Source organism: Sphingomonas sp. AC435, assembly GCF_979253005.1.
Map to the genome: position 1 here is coordinate 247,651 of NZ_CEEDCJ010000002.1, position 24,370 is coordinate 272,020.

The 24,370-nt window shown below is 67.4% G+C and carries 27 protein-coding genes; 15 read left to right on the forward strand and 12 right to left on the reverse strand.

Annotated features, from left to right (window positions below):
• Positions 1 to 8 precede the first annotated feature (8 nt).
• From AC0CH8_RS04790 to yihA, 6 genes are all read left to right on the forward strand, one after another.
• Entirely contained in the window at positions 9 to 323 is a 315-nt protein-coding gene (locus AC0CH8_RS04790; RefSeq protein WP_465238921.1) for a hypothetical protein, read from the forward strand.
• A 104-nt stretch (positions 324 to 427) separates the two neighbouring features.
• The gene (gene rpmH, locus AC0CH8_RS04795; RefSeq protein WP_017978410.1) at positions 428 to 562 is read left to right on the forward strand and encodes a 50S ribosomal protein L34; all 135 of its coding nucleotides are present in this window, start codon (positions 428 to 430) and stop codon (positions 560 to 562) included.
• Between the two features lie 5 nt (positions 563 to 567).
• Positions 568 to 885, forward strand: coding sequence for a ribonuclease P protein component (rnpA, locus tag AC0CH8_RS04800; RefSeq protein WP_465239153.1), 318 nt, complete (start codon positions 568 to 570; stop codon positions 883 to 885).
• A complete protein-coding gene (yidD, locus tag AC0CH8_RS04805; protein ID WP_465238922.1) occupies positions 882 to 1,100 on the forward strand; it encodes a membrane protein insertion efficiency factor YidD in 219 nt (72 codons plus the stop codon). Before rnpA ends, yidD begins: the two co-directional genes overlap by 4 nt.
• A 64-nt stretch (positions 1,101 to 1,164) precedes the next feature.
• Positions 1,165 to 2,871, forward strand: a complete 1,707-nt coding sequence (gene yidC, locus AC0CH8_RS04810) for a membrane protein insertase YidC (protein ID WP_465238923.1) — start codon at positions 1,165 to 1,167, stop codon at positions 2,869 to 2,871.
• Positions 2,868 to 3,503 carry a ribosome biogenesis GTP-binding protein YihA/YsxC gene (gene yihA / locus AC0CH8_RS04815; protein WP_465238924.1) on the forward strand — a complete coding sequence of 212 codons (636 nt, stop codon included), beginning with the start codon at positions 2,868 to 2,870 and terminating at the stop codon, positions 3,501 to 3,503. The genes yidC and yihA overlap by 4 nt, the downstream gene beginning before the upstream one ends.
• A 194-nt stretch (positions 3,504 to 3,697) precedes the next feature.
• On the opposite strand, the gene AC0CH8_RS04820 is transcribed toward yihA, so the two are convergent.
• Entirely contained in the window at positions 3,698 to 3,913 is a 216-nt protein-coding gene (locus AC0CH8_RS04820) for a hypothetical protein (RefSeq protein WP_465238925.1), read from the reverse strand.
• A gap of 136 nt (positions 3,914 to 4,049) precedes the next feature.
• Between AC0CH8_RS04820 and AC0CH8_RS04825 the strand changes: the two genes are divergently transcribed.
• The 3 genes from AC0CH8_RS04825 to dapE all read left to right on the forward strand — a co-directional run bounded on the left by AC0CH8_RS04825 (position 4,050) and on the right by dapE (position 7,205).
• Positions 4,050 to 5,363, forward strand: a complete 1,314-nt coding sequence (locus AC0CH8_RS04825) for a M28 family metallopeptidase (protein WP_465238926.1) — start codon at positions 4,050 to 4,052, stop codon at positions 5,361 to 5,363.
• A gap of 70 nt (positions 5,364 to 5,433) precedes the next feature.
• Positions 5,434 to 6,096 (forward strand): glutathione S-transferase family protein, encoded by a 663-nt coding sequence (locus tag AC0CH8_RS04830; RefSeq protein ID WP_204194233.1) that lies wholly within the window; start codon positions 5,434 to 5,436, stop codon positions 6,094 to 6,096.
• A complete protein-coding gene (gene dapE / locus AC0CH8_RS04835; protein WP_465238927.1) occupies positions 6,093 to 7,205 on the forward strand; it encodes a succinyl-diaminopimelate desuccinylase in 1,113 nt (370 codons plus the stop codon). The genes AC0CH8_RS04830 and dapE overlap by 4 nt, the downstream gene beginning before the upstream one ends.
• 52 nt (positions 7,206 to 7,257) lie before the next feature.
• On the opposite strand, the gene AC0CH8_RS04840 is transcribed toward dapE, so the two are convergent.
• From AC0CH8_RS04840 to AC0CH8_RS04850, 3 genes are read right to left on the reverse strand one after another with little or no spacing between them, the layout of a single operon-like run.
• Positions 7,258 to 7,764 carry a Smr/MutS family protein gene (locus tag AC0CH8_RS04840; protein ID WP_465238928.1) on the reverse strand — a complete coding sequence of 169 codons (507 nt, stop codon included), beginning with the start codon at positions 7,762 to 7,764 and terminating at the stop codon, positions 7,258 to 7,260.
• A gap of 25 nt (positions 7,765 to 7,789) precedes the next feature.
• Positions 7,790 to 9,163 carry a murein transglycosylase A gene (gene mltA / locus AC0CH8_RS04845; protein ID WP_465238929.1) on the reverse strand — a complete coding sequence of 458 codons (1,374 nt, stop codon included), beginning with the start codon at positions 9,161 to 9,163 and terminating at the stop codon, positions 7,790 to 7,792.
• A 13-nt stretch (positions 9,164 to 9,176) separates the two neighbouring features.
• On the reverse strand, positions 9,177 to 9,827 hold the full coding sequence (locus AC0CH8_RS04850; RefSeq protein WP_465238930.1) for a Tim44/TimA family putative adaptor protein: 651 nt from the start codon (positions 9,825 to 9,827) through the stop codon (positions 9,177 to 9,179).
• 167 nt (positions 9,828 to 9,994) lie between these two features.
• On the opposite strand from AC0CH8_RS04850, the gene secB reads away from it, so the two are divergent.
• The 3 genes from secB (at position 9,995) to trpS (ending at position 13,450) form a co-directional block, all read left to right on the forward strand.
• Positions 9,995 to 10,516 (forward strand): protein-export chaperone SecB, encoded by a 522-nt coding sequence (secB, locus tag AC0CH8_RS04855; protein WP_204194246.1) that lies wholly within the window; start codon positions 9,995 to 9,997, stop codon positions 10,514 to 10,516.
• Between the two features lie 364 nt (positions 10,517 to 10,880).
• The gene (gene murJ / locus AC0CH8_RS04860) at positions 10,881 to 12,446 is read left to right on the forward strand and encodes a murein biosynthesis integral membrane protein MurJ (protein ID WP_465238931.1); all 1,566 of its coding nucleotides are present in this window, start codon (positions 10,881 to 10,883) and stop codon (positions 12,444 to 12,446) included.
• A gap of 11 nt (positions 12,447 to 12,457) precedes the next feature.
• On the forward strand, positions 12,458 to 13,450 hold the full coding sequence (trpS, locus tag AC0CH8_RS04865; protein WP_465238932.1) for a tryptophan--tRNA ligase: 993 nt from the start codon (positions 12,458 to 12,460) through the stop codon (positions 13,448 to 13,450).
• Positions 13,451 to 13,613: 163 nt separating this feature from the next.
• Here trpS and AC0CH8_RS04870 read toward each other — a convergent pair whose 3' ends face one another.
• The 4 genes from AC0CH8_RS04870 to mutM form a co-directional block, all read right to left on the reverse strand.
• On the reverse strand, positions 13,614 to 14,591 hold the full coding sequence (locus AC0CH8_RS04870) for an NAD-dependent epimerase/dehydratase family protein (RefSeq protein ID WP_465238933.1): 978 nt from the start codon (positions 14,589 to 14,591) through the stop codon (positions 13,614 to 13,616).
• A gap of 68 nt (positions 14,592 to 14,659) precedes the next feature.
• The gene (dnaA, locus tag AC0CH8_RS04875; RefSeq protein ID WP_239474020.1) at positions 14,660 to 16,033 is read right to left on the reverse strand and encodes a chromosomal replication initiator protein DnaA; all 1,374 of its coding nucleotides are present in this window, start codon (positions 16,031 to 16,033) and stop codon (positions 14,660 to 14,662) included.
• Positions 16,034 to 16,484: 451 nt separating this feature from the next.
• The gene (gene rpsT, locus AC0CH8_RS04880; protein ID WP_204194255.1) at positions 16,485 to 16,748 is read right to left on the reverse strand and encodes a 30S ribosomal protein S20; all 264 of its coding nucleotides are present in this window, start codon (positions 16,746 to 16,748) and stop codon (positions 16,485 to 16,487) included.
• 102 nt (positions 16,749 to 16,850) lie between these two features.
• Positions 16,851 to 17,666: a bifunctional DNA-formamidopyrimidine glycosylase/DNA-(apurinic or apyrimidinic site) lyase gene (mutM, locus tag AC0CH8_RS04885; RefSeq protein ID WP_465238934.1), complete on the reverse strand. Its 816-nt coding sequence runs from the start codon at positions 17,664 to 17,666 to the stop codon at positions 16,851 to 16,853.
• Positions 17,667 to 17,721: 55 nt separating this feature from the next.
• Between mutM and AC0CH8_RS04890 the strand changes: the two genes are divergently transcribed.
• Positions 17,722 to 18,453, forward strand: coding sequence for a class I SAM-dependent methyltransferase (locus tag AC0CH8_RS04890; RefSeq protein WP_465238935.1), 732 nt, complete (start codon positions 17,722 to 17,724; stop codon positions 18,451 to 18,453).
• A gap of 7 nt (positions 18,454 to 18,460) precedes the next feature.
• A complete protein-coding gene (gene ubiB, locus AC0CH8_RS04895; protein ID WP_204194266.1) occupies positions 18,461 to 19,993 on the forward strand; it encodes a 2-polyprenylphenol 6-hydroxylase in 1,533 nt (510 codons plus the stop codon).
• 21 nt (positions 19,994 to 20,014) lie between these two features.
• Here the strand turns inward: ubiB and AC0CH8_RS04900 are convergent, their stop codons facing one another.
• Both AC0CH8_RS04900 and AC0CH8_RS04905 read right to left on the reverse strand, forming a co-directional pair.
• Positions 20,015 to 20,254: a hypothetical protein gene (locus AC0CH8_RS04900; RefSeq protein ID WP_465238936.1), complete on the reverse strand. Its 240-nt coding sequence runs from the start codon at positions 20,252 to 20,254 to the stop codon at positions 20,015 to 20,017.
• A 29-nt stretch (positions 20,255 to 20,283) separates the two neighbouring features.
• On the reverse strand, positions 20,284 to 21,315 hold the full coding sequence (locus AC0CH8_RS04905; RefSeq protein WP_465238937.1) for a spore coat protein U domain-containing protein: 1,032 nt from the start codon (positions 21,313 to 21,315) through the stop codon (positions 20,284 to 20,286).
• A 167-nt stretch (positions 21,316 to 21,482) separates the two neighbouring features.
• Here AC0CH8_RS04905 and AC0CH8_RS04910 point away from each other — a divergent pair, with 167 nt between their 5' ends.
• Positions 21,483 to 23,333, forward strand: a complete 1,851-nt coding sequence (locus tag AC0CH8_RS04910) for a M61 family metallopeptidase (protein WP_465238938.1) — start codon at positions 21,483 to 21,485, stop codon at positions 23,331 to 23,333.
• Between the two features lie 102 nt (positions 23,334 to 23,435).
• Here the strand turns inward: AC0CH8_RS04910 and AC0CH8_RS04915 are convergent, their stop codons facing one another.
• Entirely contained in the window at positions 23,436 to 24,020 is a 585-nt protein-coding gene (locus tag AC0CH8_RS04915) for an FKBP-type peptidyl-prolyl cis-trans isomerase (RefSeq protein ID WP_465238939.1), read from the reverse strand.
• Between the two features lie 112 nt (positions 24,021 to 24,132).
• Positions 24,133 to 24,339 (reverse strand): 30S ribosomal protein S21, encoded by a 207-nt coding sequence (rpsU, locus tag AC0CH8_RS04920; protein ID WP_088331195.1) that lies wholly within the window; start codon positions 24,337 to 24,339, stop codon positions 24,133 to 24,135.
• Between the last annotated feature and the right edge of the window lie 31 nt (positions 24,340 to 24,370).

Consider the following 24,370-nt stretch of genomic DNA (forward strand, 5'->3'; position numbering starts at 1 on the left):
TGCGGTGCGTGATCCCTGCCCCGCCCGCTCGCCGCCCCGCGATTCGAATCGCGCAACTCGTGCTGGGTGGCCTGCTGATCGTTGCGGCACCGCTGCTGGCGCCGGTGCCGGGTCCGGCCGGTATCTTCCTGTTCGCGGGCGGACTGGTGCTGATCCTCCGCAATTCGGCGTCGGCGCGTCAGCGGTTCGCTCGCGCCAAGCGCAAATGGCCGCGGACCGGGCGCATCATCGACCGGGCGATGCGCCGTGAAAGCGCGCTCCGCCGCCTCGCCAGAGAACGCCAGAACGAGCGTCAGAAGACGCGACGGGACGGTCCGCAATGATCGGCCCCGCGTTGACTTCGACGGGTCGCTCGCTTATGCGACCGCCAACAAGGCCGTCCGCGTGGCGGCCCTTTCTGTTTGAACGATACCCAAGGGAATGAACGATGAAGCGGACCTTCCAGCCGAGCAACCTGGTTCGGGCACGCCGGCACGGCTTCCGGTCGCGGATGGCGACGGTGGGCGGTCGCGCGGTGATCCGCGCCCGCCGCGCCCGCGGCCGCAAGAAGCTGTCGGCGTAACCGTAATATCACGCCGCCGGGATTTCCTGGCGGCGAACAATGGCCGTCGCGCACCGATGCCGGGCTTCGTCCTGCTGGTGCGGGACCGCCGCGATGGCGACCCGGCGATGCGGGTCGGACTCACCGTCACCAAGAAGATCGGCAACGCGGTCGTCCGGAACCGGATGAAGCGCCGCTTGCGGTCGCTTGCGCGTGAGTTGCTGCCGGTGGACGGCATCCGCGGTGCGGATCACGTGCTGATCGGCCGCAACGGCGGCATCGAGCGCGATTACACCGCGCTCCGCATCGAACTCGCGAAAGCCCTGAAGAAGGTCACGCGGTGAGCCTCGCGTCGCGCGCCCTCATCCTCGTCGCGCGGGCGTGGCAGGTCGGACCCTCGGCGGTGCTGCCGCCATCCTGCCGCTACGACCCTTCCTGTTCGGCCTATGCAATCACCGCCCTTCGCCGCTATGGCGCGGTCAAAGGGGCCTGGCTGGCAACGAAGCGCATCGCACGCTGCCATCCGTGGGGCGGTTACGGCCCCGATCCCGTGCCGTGACGCGTGACCACCCTCTACTTGGCCGACCTCGACCGGGGCGACCTCTTTTACCGGGGCTGACGACTTGAAGAACGATCGCCAGAATTTCGTGCTGTTCGCGGTGATCGCGGCGCTGATCCTGTTCGGATGGCCGCTGATCCAGAACCGGTTCTTCCCGACCGCCAATCCGCCTGCGACCAAGATGGTCGACGGCAAGCAGGTCGCGCTGCCGCCCAAGGCCGGTGCCGATCCGACGGCCGACAGCCCCGCCGCCGTCCGCGACCGCCGCGTCGTGCTCGCCGAAAGCCCGCGCGTGCAAATCGAGACGCCGACGCTGCGCGGATCGATCAACCTGCGCGGCGCGCGGATCGATGACCTCGTGCTCGTCGGCTACAAGGAAACGGTCGCCAGGAACTCCGACCCGATCCGCCTCCTGTCCCCGGCCGGCGCTCCGCAGGCGTATTTCGCCGGCTTCGGCTGGCGTGCCGAGGGCCTGACGCCGCCGGCCGCCGACGCCGTCTGGACCGCCTCCTCGCAAAAGCTCGCGCCCGGCCAGCCGGTGATGCTGACCACGACCAACGCCACCGGCCAGCGCTTCGGCATCCAACTCGCCGTCGACGACGGGTATATGTTCACCGTCCGCCAGACCGTGCAGAATGCGGGCCAGCGCCCGGTGCCGGTCGCCGCATACGGTTATGTCAATCGCAGCGGCGTGTCGAAGGACCCCGACAGCTGGACGATCCACACCGGCCCGATGTCGGTCGCGAACGGTGCCGCCAACTACAAGCCCGACTTCAAGGACGTCGATGCCGGCCCGCAGCGGTTCACGACTCAGGGCGGCTGGCTCGGCTTCACCGACAAATACTGGCTGACCGCGTTGATTCCCGATCAGGCCGCGACCTTCGACGGCCAGTTCCGCGCCGGCGCGAATAGCGCCTACCAGGCCGATTTCGCGGTTCAGCCGCGCGTCGTCGCGCCCGGCCAAAGCCTGACCCAGACCTCGCGCTTCTTCGCGGGTGCCAAGGAAGTGCGCCTGCTCGACCGCTACACCGACGATCAGGGCGTGGCGAAGCTCGATTACGCGATCGACTGGGGCTGGTTCCGCATCGTCGAGAAGCCGATCTTCTATTATCTCGACTGGATCTTCCGTCACGTCTTCAACTTCGGCATCGCGATCATCCTGCTGACGCTGACGATCCGCCTGCTGCTCTTCCCGATCGCCCAGCGCCAGTTCGCCTCAATGGCGGCGATGCGTGCGATCCAGCCCAAGATGAAGGCGCTGCAGGAGCGGTACAAGGACGACAAGGTCCGCATGCAGCAGGAGGTCATGGCCCTCTACAAGCAGGAAAAGGTCAACCCGCTTGCCGGGTGTCTGCCGACGCTGATCCAGATCCCGATCTTCTATGCGCTGTACAAGGTGCTGATGCTGACGATCGAAATGCGGCATCAGCCGTTCGTCGGCTGGATCAAGGATCTGTCCGCACCCGATCCGGCGACGATCATCAACCTGTTCGGCCTGATCCCCTTCACCCCGCCGCATTTCCTGGCGATCGGCGTCGTGCCCGTCCTGCTCGGCATCAGCATGTACTTCCAGTTCAAGCTGAACCCGCAGGCGATGGACGAGACGCAGAAGCAGGTCTTCGCCTTCCTGCCCTGGGTGCTGATGTTCGTGATGGCGCCGTTCGCGGTCGGCCTTCAGGTCTACTGGATCACCACCAACTGCGTGTCGATTTTGCAGCAGCGCCTGCTCTACGCCCGCCATCCGGGCCTGAAAGAGCCGGTGAAGAAGTGAGCTTCACCGACGAACAGCTGGAGATCGCACGCAAGGCATTCGCCGGGCCGGTTGCGTTCCTGAAGTCCGCGCCCAAGCTGGAGCATCTGCCTGATCCGCTGGTACCGGAGGTCGCGTTCGCCGGCCGTTCGAATGTCGGCAAGTCGTCGCTGCTCAACGCGCTGACCAACCGGAACGGCCTCGCGCGCACGTCGAACACGCCGGGCCGCACGCAGGAACTGAACTTCTTCGATGTCGGCAACCCGCTGGCGTTCCGGCTGGTCGACATGCCCGGCTACGGCTTCGCCAAGGCGCCCAAGGACATGGTCCGCCAGTGGCGCTATCTGGTGAACGACTTCCTGCGCGGACGCGACGTGCTGAAACGCGCGCTGGTGCTGATCGACTCGCGTCACGGCATCAAGGAAGTCGATCGCGAAATCCTCGCGATGCTCGACAAGGCCGCCGTCAGCTACCGCATCGTCCTGACCAAGGCCGACAAGGTCAAGGCCACCGATCTCGCCGCCGTCATCGCCGCGACGGCCGAGGAAGCCCGCAAACGCCCCGCCGCGCACCCGGACATCATCACCACCTCCAGCGAAGGCGGCATGGGCATCCCCGAACTCCGCGCCGCGGTGCTGGAAGCGATCGGTTGATGGCTCTCCCTCTGAGAGAGAACACCGCGCGGTCGGTAGAGAACCTCTCCCCTCCCTCTTAGGGAGGGGTTGGGGGTGGGTGGAATGCTCGCGATACGGATACCGTCGAGCGGCGCCTCACCGTATCGTCCGGCTCCCACCCACCCCCGACCCCTCCCTAAAAGGGAGGGGAGAGCATAGGCCCACCCGCCAAATTAGCCCAACCCGCGCGCCGCAGCGATCCGCTCGCGCAGCGCCTCCGACCGGCTCGGCAGAGGCGCACCGTCTCGCCCGAACACGAACGTCGGCGCCGTCACGAACGCCGGCACCCGCGACGCCAGTTGCGCGCACAGCGCCCCATCCCGGTGCGGCGCGCTCGCCGCCGATGATGGTCCCGTAACCGCGGTCAGCGCGTTCGTGCGATAGCTCATGCGTGGCTCTCTCCAGGGCGTCCTGCCCCGACGATCCCCATAGCGTCGCCACCGCTGCCACCAGGTGCACGAACGCGGTTAAGCAATCTTGCCGGTGCGGAACGGCCGCTCTACCGTTCCGCAAAAAGGGGAAGACATGACATTCTCGATCCGGGCGACGGCCGCCCTTCTGCTGGCCTGCGCATCTCCCGCGTTCGCGCAGGACACCGTCACGCTCACCTCCGTCCGCGCGCACGAGCGTTTTCTGACCAGCGACGCCATGCGCGGCCGGGGCAGCGCCACGCCCGACGAAGCCCTCGCTGCCGCCTATGTCGCGGCGCAGTTCGAAGCGGCAGGGTTGATACCCGTGCCCGGCATGGCTGGCTACATCCAGTCCGCACCCGTGATCCGCCGCCGCGTGACAGGGCCGTCCGTCCTGACCATCGGCGGTGCCCCGATCGCCGGGGCCGGTCTCGCCAGCGGTGCCGGCCCGGCGGTCAGCGGTACCTTGTTCGTCACCGGCAAAACCAAGGCCAGGATCCCGACCGGCGCAGCCGTGCTGTTCACCGGCCCCGCCGCCAAGCGCCGCACGGTCTTCAGCGCGGCATCGAAAGCCGGGGCGACGATGCTGATAACGGTCGCCGACCGCCCGGCGGAGGATACCCCGCCGCATGACAGCGTGCGCCTTGCGGACACACCGCAACGCCCGCGCATGGCGATCGTGACCATCCCCGCCGCCGCGGTCGCGACGCTGAAATCGGGTTCGGCGGTCACGCTCGCCACGCCGGTCGTGGAGGAACAGGCCGCGACCACCAACGCCATCGGCTTCCTGCCCGGCACCGACCCGGCAGCCAAGCTGCTGCTGCTGACTGCGCACCTCGATCACCTCGGTGTCCAGCCGGACGGCATCCGCGCCGGCGCGAACGACAATGCGTCCGGCACCGTCGCCGTCATCGAGCTGGCGAAGGCCCTCGCGAGCGGCCCGAAGCTGAAACGCGGCGTGATGTTCGTGGCCTATGGCGGCGAGGAAGCGGGCCTGCTCGGCTCGCGCTATTTCGGCGAGCATCCGCCCGTCCCGCTCGACACGATCGCCGCCAATGTCGAGTTCGAGATGATCGGCGCGCAGGACCCGAAACTGCCCAAGGGCGCATTGATGATGACCGGCATGGAACGCTCCGATCTCGGCACGACGATGACCGCGCAGGGTGCGAAGCTCGCCGCCGATCCCTATCCGGACCAGCATTTCTTCGAACGCTCGGACAATTACTCGCTCGCGCTCAAGGGGATCGTCGCGCACACGCTCTCGGGCTGGGCGACCATTTCCAGCTACCACACCAAGGACGATAACTTCGCCAGCATCGACCTGGGCTTCATGACCGACGCGATCCGCTCCCTCGTCACGCCGCTGCGCACGCTCGCGAACAGCGATGCACAGCCCGCGTGGAAGCCGAACGGCCGGCCAAAGGAGTAGAGCCGGCCGAAAGAGTAAAGCGAACCGGAGGAGATTGCCCGATCCGCCGTCACCCCCTACCCCGTCGCGCATGAAGCTCATCATCGGCAACAAGGCCTATTCCTCCTGGTCGCTGCGCGGCTGGCTCGCGGCGAAGCAGTCGGGGCTGCCCTTCGAAGAAGTCGTCGTGCCGCTGTACGACGACGATTGGGACCGCCGCCGCGCCGGCGACGAGTTCGCGCCCTCGTCGGGCAAGGTGCCGATCCTGTGGGACGGCGAGGCGGTGGTGTGGGACAGCCTCGCGATCATCGACTATCTCGCCGACAAGGTCGGCCGCGACGCGTTCTGGCCGGCCGACGATGCCGCCCGCGCGATGGCGCGATCGATGGCGGCGGAGATGCACTCCAGCTTCCCCAATCTGCGCCGCCAGCACCCGATGAACATCCGCCAGGTGTTCCCGCCGCAGCGACCGACCGACGAGGTGCTGGTCGAATTGCAACGCGTCATGGAATTGTGGGCGCAGGCGCGCGCCCGCTTCGGCGGGGACGGCGAGTTCCTGTTCGGAGACTTCGGTGCGGCGGACATCATGTTCGCCCCCGTCGCGACGCGCATCGTCACCTATCAGTTGCCGATCGCGCGCTTCGCCACCGGCTATATGCAGGCGCTGCTGAACCACCCCTTCATGCAGGACTGGATCGCCTCCGCGCAGGAAGAGGATTGGATCATCCAGAAGTTCGAGCAGCCCGCGACATGATCGATCCCGTCGCGCTCGCCGCGGCGTTGCTGCGCGCCGACAGCGTCACGCCCGCGCGCGGCGCGGTGTTCGATGTACTGGAGGCGGCGCTCACCCCGCTTGGTTTCGCGATCGACCGGTTCGTGGCGGGAGAGGCCCCGGACGGACCGGTCGAGAACATGCTCGCGACCCGGCCCGGCACGGGTCCGCACCTCGCCTTTGCCGGCCACCTCGACGTGGTCCCACCGGGAGAGGGCTGGCAGGGCTCGCCCTGGTCCGGCGAGATTCGCGGGGAGCTTCTGTACGGGCGCGGCGCGGTCGACATGAAGGGCGCGGTCGCCGCTTTCGCCGCCGCCGCCGCGCAAGCCGCAGGGCCGCCGCTGACGCTCATCGTCACCGGTGACGAGGAGGGTCCCGCCACCTTCGGCACGCTCGCGTTGATCGATCGCATGGCCGCCCACGGGATCGCGCCCGACCTGTGCATCGTCGGCGAGCCGACCTCCGCCGCCCGGCTCGGCGACACGATCAAGATCGGCCGGCGCGGGTCGGTCAACATCCACATCGACGTCGCCGGCAAGCAGGGCCATGTCGCCTACCCCCATCTCGCCGATAACCCCATCACGCGGCTCGTGGCGATCCTGGCGGATGTCGACGCGCTTGTGCTGGATCACGGCAATGCCTGGTTCCAGCCGTCGAACATCGAGGTCACCGACCTGACCTGCGGCAATCCTGCGCACAACGTCATCCCGGCCCATGCCGGCGCGCGGTTATCGATCCGCTTCAACGACGAACACAGCGGCGCGACGCTGATCGACCGTATGGCGGAGATCGCCACTCGCCACGGCGGCACCGCTCAGGGCCGCGTCTCGGGCGAGGCGTTCCTGACCCAGCCCGGCCCGCTGTCGGCCACCGTCTCCGCGGCGATCGAGGCGCGGCTCGGCATCGTTCCCGAACTATCGACCACCGGAGGGACCTCCGACGCCCGCTTCCTGTCGCGGCTCTGCCCGACGGTGGAGTTCGGCCTGCTCAACGCCACGATGCACAAGGTCGACGAAGCCGTCGCGGTCGCGGACCTGCTGGCCCTGACCGACATCTACGCCGACGTGATCCGGCGAGTCGGCCACGCTTAGAGGCGTTAGCGGATATTCTCCGCGGCTCCGCATCCCCACAATCCGCAAAAGTCTAACCCGTCTCCCGCCCCCGCCGCAGGATGATGTACAAGGCCCCCTGCCCGCCATGCCGCGGGTGCGCGCCCCGCACCGCCGCAATCGCGTCGCAATGCCGCGAGGAGCCCAGCCAGTCCGAAACCGCCGCCCGGATCGCACCGCGCGCGTGCGGGCGCTCGCTCTCCGGCCGCGGCGGCTTGCCCGTCACCAGCAACAGCACCCGGTCGCCGCGCCGGATCGCCCGCTCCAGCCCCTGATCCAGCAGCGCATGCGCCGACGCCAGCGTATGCCCGTGCAGGTCGATCGAGCTGTCCGGCGAGACGATCCCCCGCCCCAGCTTGCGATCCCAGGAGGCGTCGAGCGTATTCTGCGCGACCCGCGCTGCCGATGGGGGCTTCACCACCACCGGAGCGACAGGACGCCGCACCTCCTTCACCCGCTGCGGAAATTCGACCTGCGTCGCCGCCTCGGGCGCGACCGCCGCTACCGGCCGCACCACGCGCATCGGACGGACGGTCGCCATCACCTTCCCCCAGGCGCTGGCCTCGTCAGGGTGTAGGCGACGCACCGAGAATCCCGTCGAGCCGCCCCGTCGGCGACGAAGCCGCCGGAGCCGCATAAGGCGCAGCCGACACCCGCCCGGCGTTCAGCCGCGCGACAATACCGACCGGCAGCAGCAGGAACGCCGTGCCGCGCCCGGACATGCCGCCCGCCGTCGTCTCCGCGCCCGCACCAGCGCCCCAGAACGTGTCGAAGCGGTTGCTGCCCTTGATCGCGCCGCCGGTATCCTGCGCCACCCACAGCCCGCTCGCGTCCGCCCGATCGAGCGACAGGAACACCGGCGCACCCAGCGGCACGAACTTCGGATCGGTCGCCGCACTAACCTGCCCGGTCACAGCATAGCCCATCGCCCCCTGCGGCGGGCCGTCCAGCTCGCGGAAGAACACGAAGCTCTTATTCTCGCGCATCAGTGCGCGGCCCTGCTCCGGATTGGCGCGCAGCCACGCGACGATGCCCTGCATCGACGCCTGCCCCGGCTGCAACAGCCCGCGCTGCCGCATCAGCGATCCGATGCCCGTATAGGAACGCCCGTTTTGCGTGTCGTACCCGATCCGCAGGATGTTCCCGTCCGGCAGCCGCAACCGCCCCGACCCCTGGATTTGCAGGAAGAACATCTCCACCGGGTCCGCCGCCCAGGCGATCACGGGTGCCGATTTGGCGAGCGCACCGTCCTCGATCTGCGTGCGGTCGTAATACGGCACCAGCGCGCTGCCCTCGACCCGGCCGCGGACCTTCTTGCCCTTGAGATCGTCGGAGAACTTGCCGAGATCGACGTCGATCAGGTCGGTCGGGCGACCATAGACCGGCACCTCATACCCGGATCGCCGCTCCAGCGACCCGCGGATTTCCGGTTCGTAATAGCCGGTCGCGAATGCCTTGCCGTCACCGACCTGCACCGCCTCGAAATATTGCGCGAAGAACGCCCGAGCATCGCCGCCCGCGGCTGCGGCAGCACAGGCCGCCTGCCAGTCCGCACCGCGCGTCAGCCCGGAAGTGTCGGCGCGTCGCATCAGCCCGGGGCAGGAGCGCGCGAACGCCACCCGCGCCGCCTCCGCCTGCGCCGGCGTCAACGGCAATGACGCGATCGGTGGTCCCGCGATCACGCCCGCCGCCACCGCGGTCGCCGCTCCGGCGACCGGCGCCACCGGCACCGCCACGATCGGCACCGCGCCGACAATACGGCCGTCCGACGGCCGCACGTTGACGGGCACGTCGGGGCGCGACGGCTTGTGCACGACCTTGCCAGGGGTTGGCGCCGGAGCCGGCGTACCCGGCACGCTCGATACGGTGGTCGGCGGCACGATGCGCCCGCCGCAGGCCGCCAGCGCGAACGCCAGCGGCAAAGCCAGATGAACCTTCATCCGGCGGCGGTTATCAGGCTTCGTCGGTATCGACGAGCTTCCAATTGGGGTCGCCACTCTTCAGGCGACGCGCGAACGTCCACACGTCGTGCGTCTCGATCGCGTCCGTCAGCGATCCGGCGATCACCTGACCCTGGGCATCGCGCGTCACCGCAGCGATGTCGGCATCGAAGCGCACCGTAATGCGCGCCTCGCCTGCCTGCACCGCCGCATCGGCGATCGCCGCCTGCTCGATGCGGATCAGGCGATTGTCGAGCGTCTCACCGCTTTCGCGGCGCTGCGCGATCGCTTCGTTGAACGCACCCAGCACCGGCTCGTCGACCAGTTCGGCCAGCGCCGCCTCGTCGTTGCGCCAGAATGCTTCCAGGATCATCCGGTATGCGCCCTGTGCACCGCCCAGGAACTGCGCCACGTCGAATCCGCTTTCGGCGCCGACGATCTGGCGAAGGCCCGGCTCCGCACCACTATCGATGTTGCGGTTGGCCGGCTCGCGCACCTCGGGTGTCGCATCGATGGTCCGCGGCGCGGACGCGAGCGCGCTCCGCTCCTCGGCGGCACGTGCCAGCGGCTGCTGCTCCGCCCCCGTACGCTTCCCGAGCATGGCATACAGCCGCAAGCCCAAAAAGGCGGCGATCATCGCGAACACAATTACGTAGAGCACCATGCCTCCGATCCAGTGTGCCAACATAGGCCGCACCGCGCGTATTTCCAACCCGGCCCGTGAAACGCTTCCCGTTGAACCTGACGGGGTGCGCTGCTAGGCGACCGACCCGATGGGTCGAACGCGCGAGCGCGTCGCTTCGCTCCGCCACCTAAACGAAGGAAGACCAGATGGCACAGGACAACGGCCCCGATTTCGGCGATTTCGGCGCGCAGGATGCGAACCAGCCGCTCGCGAACGGAGCCGACACCGCCCCCGCCGCCGGCATGATCTCTCAATACGTCAAGGACCTGTCGTTCGAGAACCCGACCGCGCCCGCCATCTATCAGGTGCAGACGCCGCCGCAGATCGACGTGCAGTTCAACATCGCCGCCAACCAGGTGGCCGACGACGTGCATGAGGTCGTGCTGAAGATCGACGTCCGCGCCGAGACCGAGGGTCAGGTCGCCTTCATCGTCGACCTCGCTTTCGCCGGCCTGTTCGGCTTCCGCAACGTGCCGACCGAGCAGATCCAGCCCTTCCTGCTGGGCGAGGCTCCGCGCCTCCTCTTCCCGTTCGCCCGCCGCGTCCTCGCCGACGCCGTCCGCGACGGCGGCTTCCCCCCGCTGCTGCTGGAGCCGATCGACTTCGGCCAGTTGTACCTGCAACAGGCGCAGCAGCAGGGCCAGTCGCCCGTCGCCGGCGTCGCCTGACCTCTGACCGGTTGAGGGTGGGATGAGCGTGGGCCGATGCACCCCCTCACCCATCTGCCTCCCCCCTCCCGTTCCTCTCGAGTAGCTGTCGAGCGTAGTCGAGACGGCCTATCGAGACACATACCCCGTGGGCCAAGTCTCTCGATATAGGCTCTCGCCTCTGCTCGCTCCCTACTCGAGACGAACGGAGCGGGGTGTTAGCGGGGCGGGTGGATACGGGCAGCACCCCGTCCACCGCTGGTGCCGAGCGCAATCGAAGCACAGGCCCCAAATGCCGATCTTCGACTTCGCACCCCGCGAACGGTAAGGCGGATCGCCCGCCGCCCCTCCGAACGGACCCTCTCATGCCACTCCAGCCGCTGCCATGAACATCGCCAAGGCGCTCGGCTCGGTCGGCGGGCTCACGCTCGTCAGCCGGGTACTCGGCGTCGCCCGCGACATGCTGTTCGCGCGCTTCGTCGGTGCGAACTTCGCGTCGGACGCGTTCCAGATCGCGTTCCGCCTGCCCAATATGTTCCGCGCGCTGTTTGCGGAGGGCGCATTCTCCGCCGCCTTCATCCCGATGTTCAACCGCAAGGTCGCCGACAAGGACGGCAACGGCCTGCCCACGGGCGTCGCCTTCGCGGAGGACGCGCTGTCGGTGCTGCTTCCGGTGCTGATCGTCATGACCATCGTCATGGAAGTCGCCGCGTGGCCGATGACGTGGCTGTTGTCGGGTGGTTTCCACGACGCCACGCCGGAACAGTTCGCGTTCGTCGTGTCGCTCGCGCGTATCACCTTCCCGTATCTTCTGCTCATCAGCCTGGTCTCGCTGCTCGGCGGCATCCTGAATTCGCTGCACAAATTCTGGGTCAACGCCGCCGCGCCGATCCTGCTGAACCTGACGCTGATCGCCTCGCTGCTGCTGTTCCACACCCACGAACCGCTGTTCACCGCGCGTAATCAGGCGATCGCCGTCACCGTCTCGGGCGTGCTGCAACTGCTCTGGCTGATGGACGCGTGCCGCCGCTCCGGCGTGCGACTGCGGATCAAGCGCCCGACGCTCAACCCGGACGTGAAGAAGCTGTTGTCGTTGATCTGGCCCGCCGCCGCCGGGTCTGGCGCGGTGCAGATCAACCTCGTCGTCTCCACCGCGCTGACCGCCGCGCTGCTGCCGGCCGGCTCGGTCAGCTACATCTATTACGCCGATCGTCTGAACCAGTTGCCGCTCGGCCTGATCGGTATCGGTCTCGGCACCGTCCTCCTTCCCACCATCTCGCGCCATCTCGGTCGCGGCGAAGAGGCGGAGGCGATGGCGACGCAGAACCGCGGCATGGAACTCGCGCTGTTCCTGACGCTGCCGGCCACCGTCGCGCTGATCGTGTGCGGGACGCCGATCACCGCCGCGCTGTTCCAGCACGGTCGCTTCACCGCGCTCGACAGTCTGCTGACCGCGCAGGCGCTCGCCGCCTTCTCGATCGGTCTGCCCTCCTACATCCTCGTGAAGGTATTGACGCCCGGCTATTATGCGCGGTCCGATACGCGCACGCCCGTGCGCTATGCGACGCTGTCGATGGCGGTGAATCTCGGCCTCAATCTCGCGTTCATCGTGCCGCTGAAGCATGTCGGCCCACCCCTCGCGACCGCGATCGCCAGCACCGTCAACGTCGTGCTGCTCTATCGCACGCTGGCGAAGCGCGGCCACTTCGTTCCCGACGCGCAACTGCGCCGCCGGGCGCCGCGCCTGCTGATCGCCGCGGTGATGATGGGCGCGGCGATGTGGTTCCTGAACGCGCAGTTCCAGCCCTATGTCACCGGCACCAACTGGGAACGCTGGGGGGCGCTGGCGGTGCTGGTCGCCACCGGCGGCGTCGTCTATGCCGCCGCCACCATCCTGACCGGCGCGGTCCGCAAGAGCGACCTCGCGCGTCTGGTCCGCCGTTCCACCTGAAGGAATTTCCGTTGCGCGTCGTCTCCGGCATCCAGCCCACCGGCAACCTCCATCTCGGCAATTATCTCGGTGCGATCCGCCAGTGGGTCGACATGCAGCATCAGGCGGAGTCGCTGTTCTTCCTCGCCGATCTGCACGCACTGACCGTCGCCATCGATCCGAAGGAACTCGCGTCGAATACGGTCGAGATGGCCGCGACCCTGCTCGCCTGCGGGATCGATCCCACGAAGGCGATCCTGTTCAATCAGGCGCGCGTGCCGGCTCATGCCGAACTCTGCTGGCTGCTGCAGGGGACCGCCCGCATGGGCTGGCTCAACCGCATGACGCAGTGGAAGGACAAGGCGGGCAAGAACCGCGAAAGGGCCAGCGTCGGCCTGTTCACCTATCCCGTCCTACAAGCCGCCGACGTGCTCCTGTATCAGGCGACGCACGTCCCGGTCGGCGACGACCAGAAGCAGCATCTGGAACTCGCCCGCGACATCGCCACGAAGTTCAATCAGGATTTCGGCGTCGAGCTGTTCACCCTGCCCGACCCGTTCATCTCCGCCGCCGCGCCCCGCATCATGTCTTTGCGCGACGGTACCGCCAAGATGTCCAAGTCCGATCCGTCGGAGGCGTCTCGCATCGCCCTCGTCGACAGCGACGACGCCATCGCCCAGAAACTGCGCAAGGCGAAGTCCGACGCCGGCGAACTTCCCGCCACCGCCGCCGAACTCGCCGACCGCCCGGAGGCGCGCAACCTCGTCACGATCTACGCCGCCCTTGCAGGCACCGGCGTCGACGCGGTCCTGACGGAGTTCGCCGGCAAGGGCTTCGGCACCTTCAAACCCGCGCTTGCGGACCTCGCGATCGGCGTCCTCGCCCCGATCCGCGAACGCCTCGTCAATCTGCTGGATGACCGTACCGCCGTCGCGAAGGTGCTGGAAGACGGCGCCGACCGCGCCCGAGCGCTGGCAGCTCCGACGCTGCTCGCGGCCCAGCAAGCGATGGGCTTGCAAATCTGACCCCCAGCGCACGGCGCATGGCGGGTGCCGACTGTCCTACACACCCCGAATCCTGCATAGACAGCAGGAGACATCAGCCCCACCGCGCGCTCCCCGAACCAAGCACGTTGGACTAACCTTAGCCTAACCTTCCGATCGCTCGATCGGGCCAACCCGCTCGAACTCAACCATAATATCCGCGGAACCACGAAGCGAATCGGTCCAGCCCCTCGTCCAGCATCACCTTCGGCCGATACCCCGTCAGCGCATTCAGCTTCGACACATCGGCGAAGGTCGCCGTCACGTCCCCCTTCTGCATCGGCCGCATCACCTTCTCCGCCGTCCGCCCCAGCGCCCGTTCCAGCGACTCGATCATCGCCATCAGCCCCACCGGGTGACTGTCCCCGATGTTCAGAACCCGGTGCCGCGCCGCCCCCTCGCCTTCCGGCGGGTGATCCAGCGCCCCGACGACACCGTCGACGATATCGTCGATATAGGTGAAGTCCCGCGCCATCCGCCCCTCGCCGAACACCTCGATCGGCTCGCCGGCCATGATCTTCTGCGAAAACGAGAAATACGCCATGTCCGGCCGCCCCCACGGCCCGTACACCGTAAAGAAGCGCAGCCCCGTCTGCGGCAGTCCGTACAGCGCCGCATAGGACTGGCTCATCAACTCGCAGGCCCGCTTGGTCGCGGCATAGAGCGACACCGGCGCATCGACCGGATCGTCCTCGCGGAACCCCTGCCCGCCCATCGGCCGGTCGCCATAGACGCTGCTCGACGACGCATAGACCAGATGCTCGACGGCTGGCGCATGCCGGCACGCCTCCATCACCGACAGATGCCCGGCCAGGTTCGACCGCTCATAAGCGAACGGGTTCTCGATCGAATAGCGGACCCCCGCCTGCGCCGCGAGATGGACGACCCGCGTCACCCCCTCCCGCCGCACCAGTGCCGCCACCGCCGCCGCATCGGCGATGTCCATCCGCTCGAACGTAAAGTCCGATAGCCCATCGAACGTCGCCAGCCGCGCCGCCTTGAGCATCGGATCGTAATAGTCATTGACGATATCGATCCCGACGACCCGCTCGCCCCGCGCCAGCAGGCGATGCGCCGTCGCATGCCCCACGAAACCCGCGGCTCCCGTCACCAGCACTGTCATGATCGTCTCTCCGGCCGCCGCTTCGCAAAGCTGCTTACCGGCCGAGAGTTACCGAAACCAGCCGGCCCTCAGGCTTCCAGCTCGCGAAGTAACACGCGCACCGCCGCATCGACATCGCGGTCGCTGTCGCGCAGTTCCTCGATCCGCCGCACCGCGTGGATGACGGTCGAATGATCGCGGCCACCGAACTTGCGCCCGATCTCCGGCAGCGAGCGGGTCGTTAGCCGCTTCGACAGATACATCGCGATCTGTCGCGGCCGGGCCACCGCCCGCGCGCGCCGCGCCGAGATCAGGTCGAGCGGCTTCAGGTCGAAATGCTGGCTGACCAGCTTCTGGATCTCGTCGATCGTCACCCTCCGCTGTGCCCCGCGGAGCGAATCGCCCAGCGTCTGCACCGCGAAGTCCAGGTCCAGCGTCTCACCGGTCAGCGACGCATAGGCGACGACGCGCATCAGCGCGCCCTCCAGCTCGCGGATGCTCGAATGGATGCGCGCCGCCAGCAGGTCGAGCACGTCGGCCGGAACCTTGGCGTCGGGCAGGTCCGCGACCTTCCGCGTCAGGATCGCGCGACGAAGCGGCAGGTCCGCCGCCTTGATATCGGCAACCAGCCCCGCCCCGAGTCGCCCGATGATGCGCGGCTCGACACCGTCCAGATGCTGGGGCGCGCGATCGGCGGCGATCACCAGCCGTTTACCGGCACCGACAATCTCGTTGATGGTGTGGAAGAACTCTTCCTGCGTCGCGTCCTTGCCGGCGATGAACTGGAGGTCGTCGATCAGCAGCAGGTCGGCCGACCGCAGCCGCGCCTTGAACGCGAAGGTGTCGCGCACCCGCATCGCCGCCACGAAGTCGAACATGAACCGCTCGGCGGACATGCACAGCACGTTCGCGTCGGGGTTCGCCGCCAGGAACGCATGCGCGATCGCATGCATCAGGTGCGTTTTCCCCTGACCGGTGCCCCCATGCAGGAACAAGGGCGAGAAGCGCGGCCGCCCCGGCTCGGCGACGGTGCGGGCGGCGTTGAAGGCGACGCGGTTGGACTGATCCACCACGAACCGGTCGAACGTGTAACGCGATTCGAGCACCGGGCGCTCGAAGATCATGCCGGCATCCGGTGCCGCCGCGACCTGCACCGGCGCACGCTCCGGCGCCGGCGACTCGATCGTCAGCACCTCGGCCACCGCACCCAGCCGCCGGGTTTCGACCTCGACGCTGCGCACGTGCGGCAGATGCTGCCGGAACTCCAGCGCCAGCCGGTCCGCATAATGGCTGCGGACCCAGTTCGTCATGAATGCGGACGGCAGCGCCAGCCGGACCGTGTCCGCCTCGTCCGCCGCCACCAGCTCGATCGGCTTCAGCCACTGGTCGAACAGTCGGGCGCCTGCCGATTCCCGCAGGCTGGCACGCACGCGCGCCCAGGCTTTCGCCTGCTCGCCCGCCATGTCTGCCTGCCGATCGTTCACGCGCGCACTCTCCCGCCGGCAAAGGCACGATGCCCCGCCGTTTCTCATCTTCCAGCGACAAAAAGCCCCCGAGGTCATTCCCTGGAATGACCGGCTTTGGTTCGACTGATTCTGACGCCGCGGTGGTCACCGGCGGCGTGGGATCGATTATGAAGACCGGGGGGTGACGATCAAGTCACGAAAAAGAAACATACGGGATTGACTCACGCAAACGCGTCAGAATTCGCACAAGCCACTGTAAAATATGAGCTTTTGGAGATTTGACAGCGGCTTCGGGTCACGAATCGCGGCGAATCCTAGGGTTATCGCCAGACCCGTTCCGGTTCCTTCGGGATCAAGGTTTCAGCCACGAAAAAGCCCGCCGGGATCGCTCCCGGCGGGCTTAATTCAGTCGATCGACAGCGTCGGCATCGCGCCGCCGCGCGTCACCTCATGCGAGGCCGGACAACGCCTTGGTCAGGCGCGAGAACTTGCGGCTGGCGGTGTTCTTATGGAGCACGCCCTTGGCGACGCCGCGCTGCAGCTCAGGCTGCACCGCTGCCAGTGCTTCGGTCGCCGCGGCCTTGTCGCCCGACGCCAGTGCCGCTTCGACCTTCTTCACGAAGGTACGGATGCGGCCGACGCGTGCACCGTTCACTTCGGCGCGACGGTCGTTGCGACGGATACGCTTCTTGGCTTGCGGCGTGTTCGCCATGCTGGGTCGTTCCTTAGGTGGTCATCATTGGAAAAGAGGCGCCGGGAACACCCTACGCCTCTCGAAGGCGACGCCCTTAGCGTTTGCCGCCGCGTGGGTCAACTATGTCCGCTGGCATTTGGGGCACCAGAAGGTGGATCGACCCGCTTCCGTCCGGCGCTTCACCGGCCCACCGCACGCACAGGCTTCACCCTCCCGGCCATAGACCAGGAACTGCTTCGAAAAATAGCCGAGTTCGCCGTCCGGCGCGGCGAAATCGCGCAAGGTCGATCCGCCCGCAGCGATGGCCGACTCGAGCACCGCACGGATCGCGGTCACCAGCCGCTCCAGGCGATATTCGGAAATCCGTCCCGCCGCCCGCGACGGCGCGATCCGCGCCATGTGCAGCGCCTCGCATACATAGATGTTGCCGAGTCCCGCCACGATGCGCTGGTCGAGCAGCATCGCCTTGATCGGCGCAGCCCGCCCCGCCAGCGCGAGCGCCAGATAACTCGCCGTCAACTCCGGCCCGAGCGGTTCCGGCCCCATGGCCGCAAACGGCGGATACTCCGCCACCGCGTCCGTCCGTACCAGGTCCAGAAAGCCGAACCGCCGCGGATCGTTCAACGCCAGCCGCCGCCCGGCGTCCGTCTCGATCACCAGATGATCGTGCGCCAGCAACTCCCCCGGATCGACCCGCCAACGCCCCGACATGCCGAGGTGGAAGATCATCGTGTCGCCACGATCCGTATCGATCATCCCGTACTTCGCCCGCCGCCCCAGCGAGGTCACCGTCGCCCCCTGCATCCGCTGCCGCAGATCGAGCGGGATCGCCTTGCGCAGGTCCGCACGCCGCGGCTCGACCAGCGCCAGGCGCTTTCCGGACAGCACGGGGGTCAGCCCCCGAACGGTAGTTTCCACTTCGGGTAATTCTGGCACGCCAGTCAGCTAGGTTGCGTTTGCCCGGGCCACAAGCGCCCGCTAGGGCAATCGCATGACCGACACCGTTTCCTTCGGCTACGAAGACGTCGCCCCGACCGAGAAGACCGCCCGCGTCGGCGGCGTCTTCACCAGCGTCGCCTCCAGCTACGACTTGATGAACGACGCGATGTCGGGCGGCATGCACCGGCTGTGGAAGGATCGCTTCGTTCGTCGCGTGAAGCCGCGCGGGCACGAGCAGATCCTGGACATGGCCGGCGGCACCGGCGACATCGCCTTCCGGATGGCCGTGTCCGGCGCCGCGATCACCGTCGCCGACATCAACCCCGCGATGCTCGAAGTCGGGATGGAGCGTGCGCAGAAGCGCGGCATAGACGGCTTGGTCTGGACGGAGGCCAACGCCGAGTCGCTCACCTTTCCCGACCGCTTCTTCGACGCCTACACGATCGCGTTCGGCATCCGGAACGTCACCGACATTCCTGCCGCCCTGAAGGAGGCGCACCGCGTCCTGCGCCGTGGCGGGCGCTTCTTCTGCCTCGAATTCTCGACCGTGACGTGGCCGGGCTTCGCGGACGTGTACGATGCCTATTCGCACAAGCTGGTGCCGAAGCTCGGCCAGCTCCTCGCGCGCGACGCCGACAGCTATCGGTACCTGGTCGAATCAATTCGTCGCTTTCCGGACATGCCGAAGTTTCAGCAGATGATCGGTGACGCCGGCTTCGTGAATACCAGCGTCGAACCGATTATGGGCGGCCTCGTCGCGATCCACTCCGGCTGGCGGATCTGACCGCTTCGTGACATCGCCCATCGTTCATATCTGGCGTCTTGCGTCGTGGGGCCGCACGCTCGCCCGTCACGGCGCCCTCCTGGGCATCGAGCGTGACCCGAACACCCCCGCGCCGGTCCGCCGGCTAGCGCGTATCGTCCGGTTCGGCGCGCGCATGCCCGCGCAGCCGCGCTATGCCGACGCGTTCCAGGCGATCGGTCCCGCCGCGATCAAGCTGGGCCAGACGCTCGCCACCCGCCCCGACCTCGTCGGGGAGGACGCGACCCGCGACTTGTTGCGGCTTCAGGACCAATTGCCGTCCGTTCCGTACGACATCATCCGCGAAGCGATGCGTGCGGGCCTCGGCCGCGATCCCGACACGTTGTTTTCCCGAATCGAGGAGACGCCGGTCGGCGCCGCCTCGATCGCGCAGGTCCACCGCGCCGTCACCACGGACGGTCGTCAGGTCGCGGTCAAGGTGCTGCGTCCCGGAGTCGAAGAGGAATTCGCCCGCGCGATCGACACCTATCAATGGGCCGCCGCACAGCTCGAGGGCATGAGCATTGAGGCACGCCGCCTCCGCCCCCGCCTGACGATCGAGAATTTTCGGCGCTGGACGCTGCGCGAACTGAACTTTCGACGCGAGGCGGCCTCCGCCTCGGAACTCGCCGAGTCGATGACGGCCGAGCCGGATTTCGTCATTCCTGCGGTCGACTGGGCGCGTTCGACGGCCAAGGTGCTGACCATCGAGTGGATCGACGGCATCAAGCTGTCCGATCGTGCCGCGCTGATCGCCGCCGGCTATGACCTGCCCAAGCTCGCGCAGACTTTGGTCCGCGCCTTTCTGCGTCAGGCGATCGCAGAGGGATTCTTCCACGCCGACATGCATCAGGGCAATCTGTTCGCCCTGCCCGGCAACAAGATCGCCGCGATCGATTTCGGCATCATGGGCCGGATCGACCGGCGCGCCCGCGTGTGGCTGGCGGAAATCCTCTATGGCCTCATCACCGGCAACTACAAACGCGTCGCGGAAATCCATTTCGAGGCGGGCTATGTCCCCAGCCACCACAACGTCGCCGAGTTCGCGACGGCGTTGCGCGCCGTGGGGGAACCGATGCGTGGTCTGCCCGTCAAGGACATGTCGATCGGCATGATGCTCGACGGCCTGTTCTCGATCACCCGCGACTTCGACATGGTCACGCAGCCGCATCTGCTGCTGCTTCAGAAGACGATGGTGATGGTGGAGGGCGTGGCGACCGGCCTCGATCCGGACATCAACCTCTGGCACACCGCCGCCCCGTTCGTGACGGAGTGGATTCGCACCGAACTGGGGCCGGAGGCGGCGCTGGCCGACCGGCTGATCCTCGATTTCAAGACGCTCGCGGGCCTGCCCGATCTCGTCCGCCGGATCGAGGCGCGCTATCCCGCGCCCGGCGGCGAGCCTCCCGCTCCGCCTCTCAAGGAGATCGAGGTCGTCCGCATCGGGGGCTGGCGCTACGCGCTCGTCGCGGCGCTTTCCGCGGCGGCGGGCGTCGGCGCGGCGCTGGCGGTCCTGCACTGACGGACCACTCCGGCAGCAGCGTCAGCCGCCGTGCGCGTGGATGATCGGATCGAACGCCTCGGGATCGGCACGAAGCCGTGCGAACTCGCTTTCGTCGATGTCGAAGCGTCGCTGATGTCCGCCGAGATCGCCCGTGTCATATTCCAGGACGAACCCTCCTCCCTCGCGCCAGGCATGCCACGCCGGACCCCAGACATTATCGACATCGTTCTCGGGCCGTTTGGGCGTCGGTACGATCTTGTCTCCAAAGACCATCTTCATGCCCATCTCCCTGGCATATCGCGCCATCGTCAGCGCACCCGATACGATATCCGGATCGCAAAACTCGATGTCTTGGCCATGATGCCCCGTGCCCGGACCTTGACATGCGTCACCGCCCGTTCCGACGCGGAATTGCCCGCCACCGGCAGGTACGTCCAGGTCTGGCCATTGTCGGCAGAGAAGTCGACGTCGTCCCCGGCATCGCTCGCGTCGGTATAGCGCAGGCTCATCGCCGACGCCGGCGATCCTTCCAACAGCGTGATCGCAGCGCCCGTCCATCCGTCGCCGCTGCCGAGCGCGATCGCGCTGCCCTCCGGCGTCGGCACGACGAACTCGACCGGCCCGCCGTCCAGCGGCACGATGTCGGGGTTGGTGAAGCCGACCGACACCGATCCGCGGCTGCCGGGGATCGCCTTCGGGTACGTCGAACCGTTGACCGGATCCCAGATCGTCGTCGTGCTCATCGCCATCGTCGCGTTCTGCGGCGTCACGCTCAGCGTCACATCGATCACCGATCGGCCGCTGCCGACATCCGAATCGCCCAGACAGATGCCGAGCAGGCCGATGCCGCCGTTGCACATGTTCCAATCCCAATCGATCGTGATCCGGTCTTTGTAGACCCCGACCGGCGGCAGCGTCGCCTCGTCCGGCCGCACGAAGAATGGCAGGTCCGCAGTGCTGCCGCCGAGCAGGCCCAGTACGTTCAGCAAATTGTTCTGGAGGTAGTTGATCGTCGTCCCCTGCGCGAAGGCATAGGTGCCGCCCGCATCCGCCGACGCCTTGTACGCGACGCTGCCGCCGCCGGTCCGCAACAGCTTGAACCCGTTCGTGCTGCGGAACGTGGCGCGGATGTAGTTGCCGTTCAGAAGTACCAGCAGCGCGGTCCCGCATTGCAAGCCCGCCCGGCTTTGCAGCGCCGGCACAGCCTTCGCCTTCACCGCGCCGGGCGAATAGGTGCCGAGCGACGTGGCGACCGTCGACGTCAGCGTACACGCCGCGGCGGGTACCGCGATCAGTGTCGCGGCCAGACCAGTAAGGACGACTAAGATACGGGAGAACAAGGCTGAATCCGTCGGGCTGTTGGCGATCTGCGGTTCATCACGGCGTCGCGCCTAACGAAAGGTAACTGCCCCGGAGCGGCAACATTCCCGCCCCGGACCCAACCCGCCCCCCGGCGCTGTTCAGCCGTCGCCGCAGTCGCTAGACCGAGGCGAAACAAGGGGGATCAATGTCGACCACTTCCCGGCTCCTGCTCGCCGCCGCCATCATCGCCACGCCCGCCACTGCGCAGGTCGCCTCCCCGGTGACCGCGCGCGATCCCGGCCCCGCCGCGCCCGTCCAGTACGACGTCGCCTTCCCCAACGCCGTCCATCACGAGGCGCGGATCACCGCGACGTGGCGCAACGTGCCCACAGGCCCCCTGCGCGTGGAGATGGCACGCTCCTCCCCCGGCCGCTACGCGATCCATGAATTCGCCAAGAACGTCTACGACGTGACCGCCGTCGACGGCACCGGCCGCGCGCTGACGCTGACCCGCACCGACCCTTATGGCTGGAGCGTTTCCGGACACGACGGCACTGTCACGATTACCTACACCCTCTACGGCGATCACGGCGACGGCACCTATGCGCAGATTGACACGACGCACGCGCACCTGAATATGCCGGCGACCTTCCTGTGGGCGACCGGCTACGATGCGCAACCGATCCGCGTCCGCTTCCGCCCCGCCGACCCAAACTGGAAAGTTGCGACGCAGCTCCCGGCCGCAACTGGCCAAGCAACCACCTTCTGGGCGCCCAATCTCCAGTATTTCATGGATAGCCCGACCGAACTCAGCAATTTCACTCTTCGCGAGTGGCAGGACGCTGGTCGCACCTATCGTCTCGCCGTGCACCACGACGGCACCGACGCCGATGTCGACCGGCTCGCCGCGAAGGCGAAGAAGGTCGTGCATGCCCAGATCGCGACGTTCGGCGCGCCGCCCGCCTACGACTTCGGCACCTACACATTCATCGCCGACTACCTGCCCTACATCACCGGCGACGGGATGGAGCACCGCAACTCGACGATCATATCCGACAAGCGCTCGCTTTACGCCGCCAACGACGCGCAGTTGAACACGCTCAGCCACGAGTTCTTCCACTCCTGGAATGTCGAGCGCATCCGCCCCGCCGAACTGGAGCCGTTCGACTTCACCCGCGCCAACCCGACACCGTCCCTGTGGGTCGCGGAGGGCTTCACGCAATATTACGGGCCGCTCGCGATCCGCCGCGCGGGGGAGATGTCGTTCGACGCCTATCTGGCAACCCTCGGCGGTACGCTCAATGCCGTCCTCAACAGCCCCGCCCGCGCACACGGCGGACCGAAGGAGATGAGCCTGCGCGCGCCTTTCGTCGATGCGGCGAAGGCGATCGATGCGGTCAATCCGAACATCTTCGTGTCCTATTACATCTATGGCGCAACCCTCGCCGCCGCTCTCGATCTGGAACTACGTGGCAGGTACCCCGGTCAGTCCCTCGACACCTATATGCGCCTGCTGTGGAAGCAGCATGGCGCGCCCGAAAAGCCCTACACGATCGCCGATCTGCGCACCGCGCTGGCGACGCTGACGGACGACCAAGCGTTCGCCGATCGCTTCTTCGCGAAATCGGTCGAGGGTAGCGACCTGCCAGATCTCGCCGCCCTGCTCGCACAAGCCGGACTGACGTGGCAAGCCGCCAATCCCGGTGGCGCATGGGTCGGCGCGGCCGACGTGACCGCCGATGGCCCCGCCGTGACGCTCAGTCAGTCGCCGGCGGCGGGAACCGCACTCTACGCGGCCGGTGTGGAGCGCGGCGACCGCATCATCGCGCTAGGCCGCACGACAGTAACGAGCGCACAGGACTGGCAGTCTGCCCTCGGCCGGCTGAAACCCGGCACGCCGGTGGATATCCGCTACATCCAGCGCGGCAAGGAACGCGCCGCCACGCTCACCCCCGGCACCGATCCCACGAAGCAGCTTGTCCGCAGCGAGGCGGTCGGCAAACCCATCACGGACAAGCAACGCGCCTTCCGCACGGCTTGGCTAGGCGCGGAGTAGCCAGTTCCAGAGCGAACGTGAGCGCTGATGGCACCACGCCCGGCGAAACCGCGGCAAGCGCTTAAACCAGCCCTTGCATACTCGCGGTGAGGCGCCTCACCATCAGCGCTGCGGCTGGACTCCGGGGGGCATACCGCCCGGGCCGGCGGGGCCGCCGGGCGCGCCGCCGCCCATCATCATCTGTTGCTGCTGCATGCGCTGGATCACTTCCTGCGGCAGGAAGTCGAGCAGTTCGATGTCGAAGACCAGCGTCGAGTTCGCGGGGATCGCAGGGCTCGGCGACTTGTCGCCATAGCCGAGCGCCGCAGGGAGCCACACGCGATACTTCGCGCCCTTGGGCATCAGCTTCAGCGCTTCGGAGAAGCCGGGGACGACGCCGGACACGGGCATCGGCGTGGGCTGCTGCGACTTGTCGAAGGTGGAGCCGTCGAGCAGCTTGCCCTCGTAATTGATGAGCGCGACATCGGTGTCGGTGGGCTTGGCACCGGCGCCGGGCTTCAACACCTTGTACTGAAGACCGGAGGTGGTCGTGACCACGCCCCTTGCGCGCGCATTGCGGGTCATCACGTCATCGCCCTGACGCGCCAGTGCGAAGGCGCTGACCAGGGCCAGCGCAAGCCCGATCCACAGATAGATCAGATAGCTACGCTTGACGGGACGGAGGGGAACAGCGGTGACGGTCGACATGAAAACACCTGGAGTTGGGGGCACCCTGGTCGGCGCCGTCACCGATAATCAGTCTCGAAGTGGAGGAAGTGGAGGCCCTGCGAGGGGCTTCTCCACTTCGCCCGAAGCGCTTTTACCGGGCGCCGTCGCGCTCGGCGCGCTTGCGATCCATCTTGCGCGCACGACGGACGGCCGCGGCACGCTCGCGTGCACGCTTCTCCGACGGCTTCTCGTAATGACGGCGCAGCTTCATCTCGCGATACACGCCCTCGCGCTGCAGCTTCTTCTTGAGCGCGCGCAGGGCCTGGTCGACATTGTTATCGCGAACGATGATCTGCATAAAACCAATAAGCTCCAACGAATAAAGCGGC

Coding starts and splice junctions, on each gene's coding strand:
- rpsU (WP_088331195.1), bottom strand. CDS start 24,339: ATGCAGATCATCGTTCGCGATAACAATGTCGACCAGGCCCTGCGCGCG.
- AC0CH8_RS04820 (WP_465238925.1), bottom strand. CDS start 3,913: ATGAGCTATCGCACGAACGCGCTGACCGCGGTTACGGGACCATCATCG.
- dnaA (WP_239474020.1), bottom strand. CDS start 16,033: ATGGCGGGCGAGCAGGCGAAAGCCTGGGCGCGCGTGCGTGCCAGCCTG.
- rpmH (WP_017978410.1), top strand. CDS start 428: ATGAAGCGGACCTTCCAGCCGAGCAACCTGGTTCGGGCACGCCGGCAC.
- AC0CH8_RS04825 (WP_465238926.1), top strand. CDS start 4,050: ATGACATTCTCGATCCGGGCGACGGCCGCCCTTCTGCTGGCCTGCGCA.
- rpsT (WP_204194255.1), bottom strand. CDS start 16,748: ATGGCGAACACGCCGCAAGCCAAGAAGCGTATCCGTCGCAACGACCGT.
- AC0CH8_RS04890 (WP_465238935.1), top strand. CDS start 17,722: ATGACCGACACCGTTTCCTTCGGCTACGAAGACGTCGCCCCGACCGAG.
- AC0CH8_RS04900 (WP_465238936.1), bottom strand. CDS start 20,254: ATGAAGATGGTCTTTGGAGACAAGATCGTACCGACGCCCAAACGGCCC.
- AC0CH8_RS04910 (WP_465238938.1), top strand. CDS start 21,483: ATGTCGACCACTTCCCGGCTCCTGCTCGCCGCCGCCATCATCGCCACG.
- murJ (WP_465238931.1), top strand. CDS start 10,881: ATGAACATCGCCAAGGCGCTCGGCTCGGTCGGCGGGCTCACGCTCGTC.
- AC0CH8_RS04830 (WP_204194233.1), top strand. CDS start 5,434: ATGAAGCTCATCATCGGCAACAAGGCCTATTCCTCCTGGTCGCTGCGC.
- mltA (WP_465238929.1), bottom strand. CDS start 9,163: ATGAAGGTTCATCTGGCTTTGCCGCTGGCGTTCGCGCTGGCGGCCTGC.
- AC0CH8_RS04915 (WP_465238939.1), bottom strand. CDS start 24,020: ATGTCGACCGTCACCGCTGTTCCCCTCCGTCCCGTCAAGCGTAGCTAT.
- AC0CH8_RS04870 (WP_465238933.1), bottom strand. CDS start 14,591: ATGACAGTGCTGGTGACGGGAGCCGCGGGTTTCGTGGGGCATGCGACG.
- AC0CH8_RS04840 (WP_465238928.1), bottom strand. CDS start 7,764: ATGGCGACCGTCCGTCCGATGCGCGTGGTGCGGCCGGTAGCGGCGGTC.
- AC0CH8_RS04850 (WP_465238930.1), bottom strand. CDS start 9,827: ATGGTGCTCTACGTAATTGTGTTCGCGATGATCGCCGCCTTTTTGGGC.
- secB (WP_204194246.1), top strand. CDS start 9,995: ATGGCACAGGACAACGGCCCCGATTTCGGCGATTTCGGCGCGCAGGAT.
- dapE (WP_465238927.1), top strand. CDS start 6,093: ATGATCGATCCCGTCGCGCTCGCCGCGGCGTTGCTGCGCGCCGACAGC.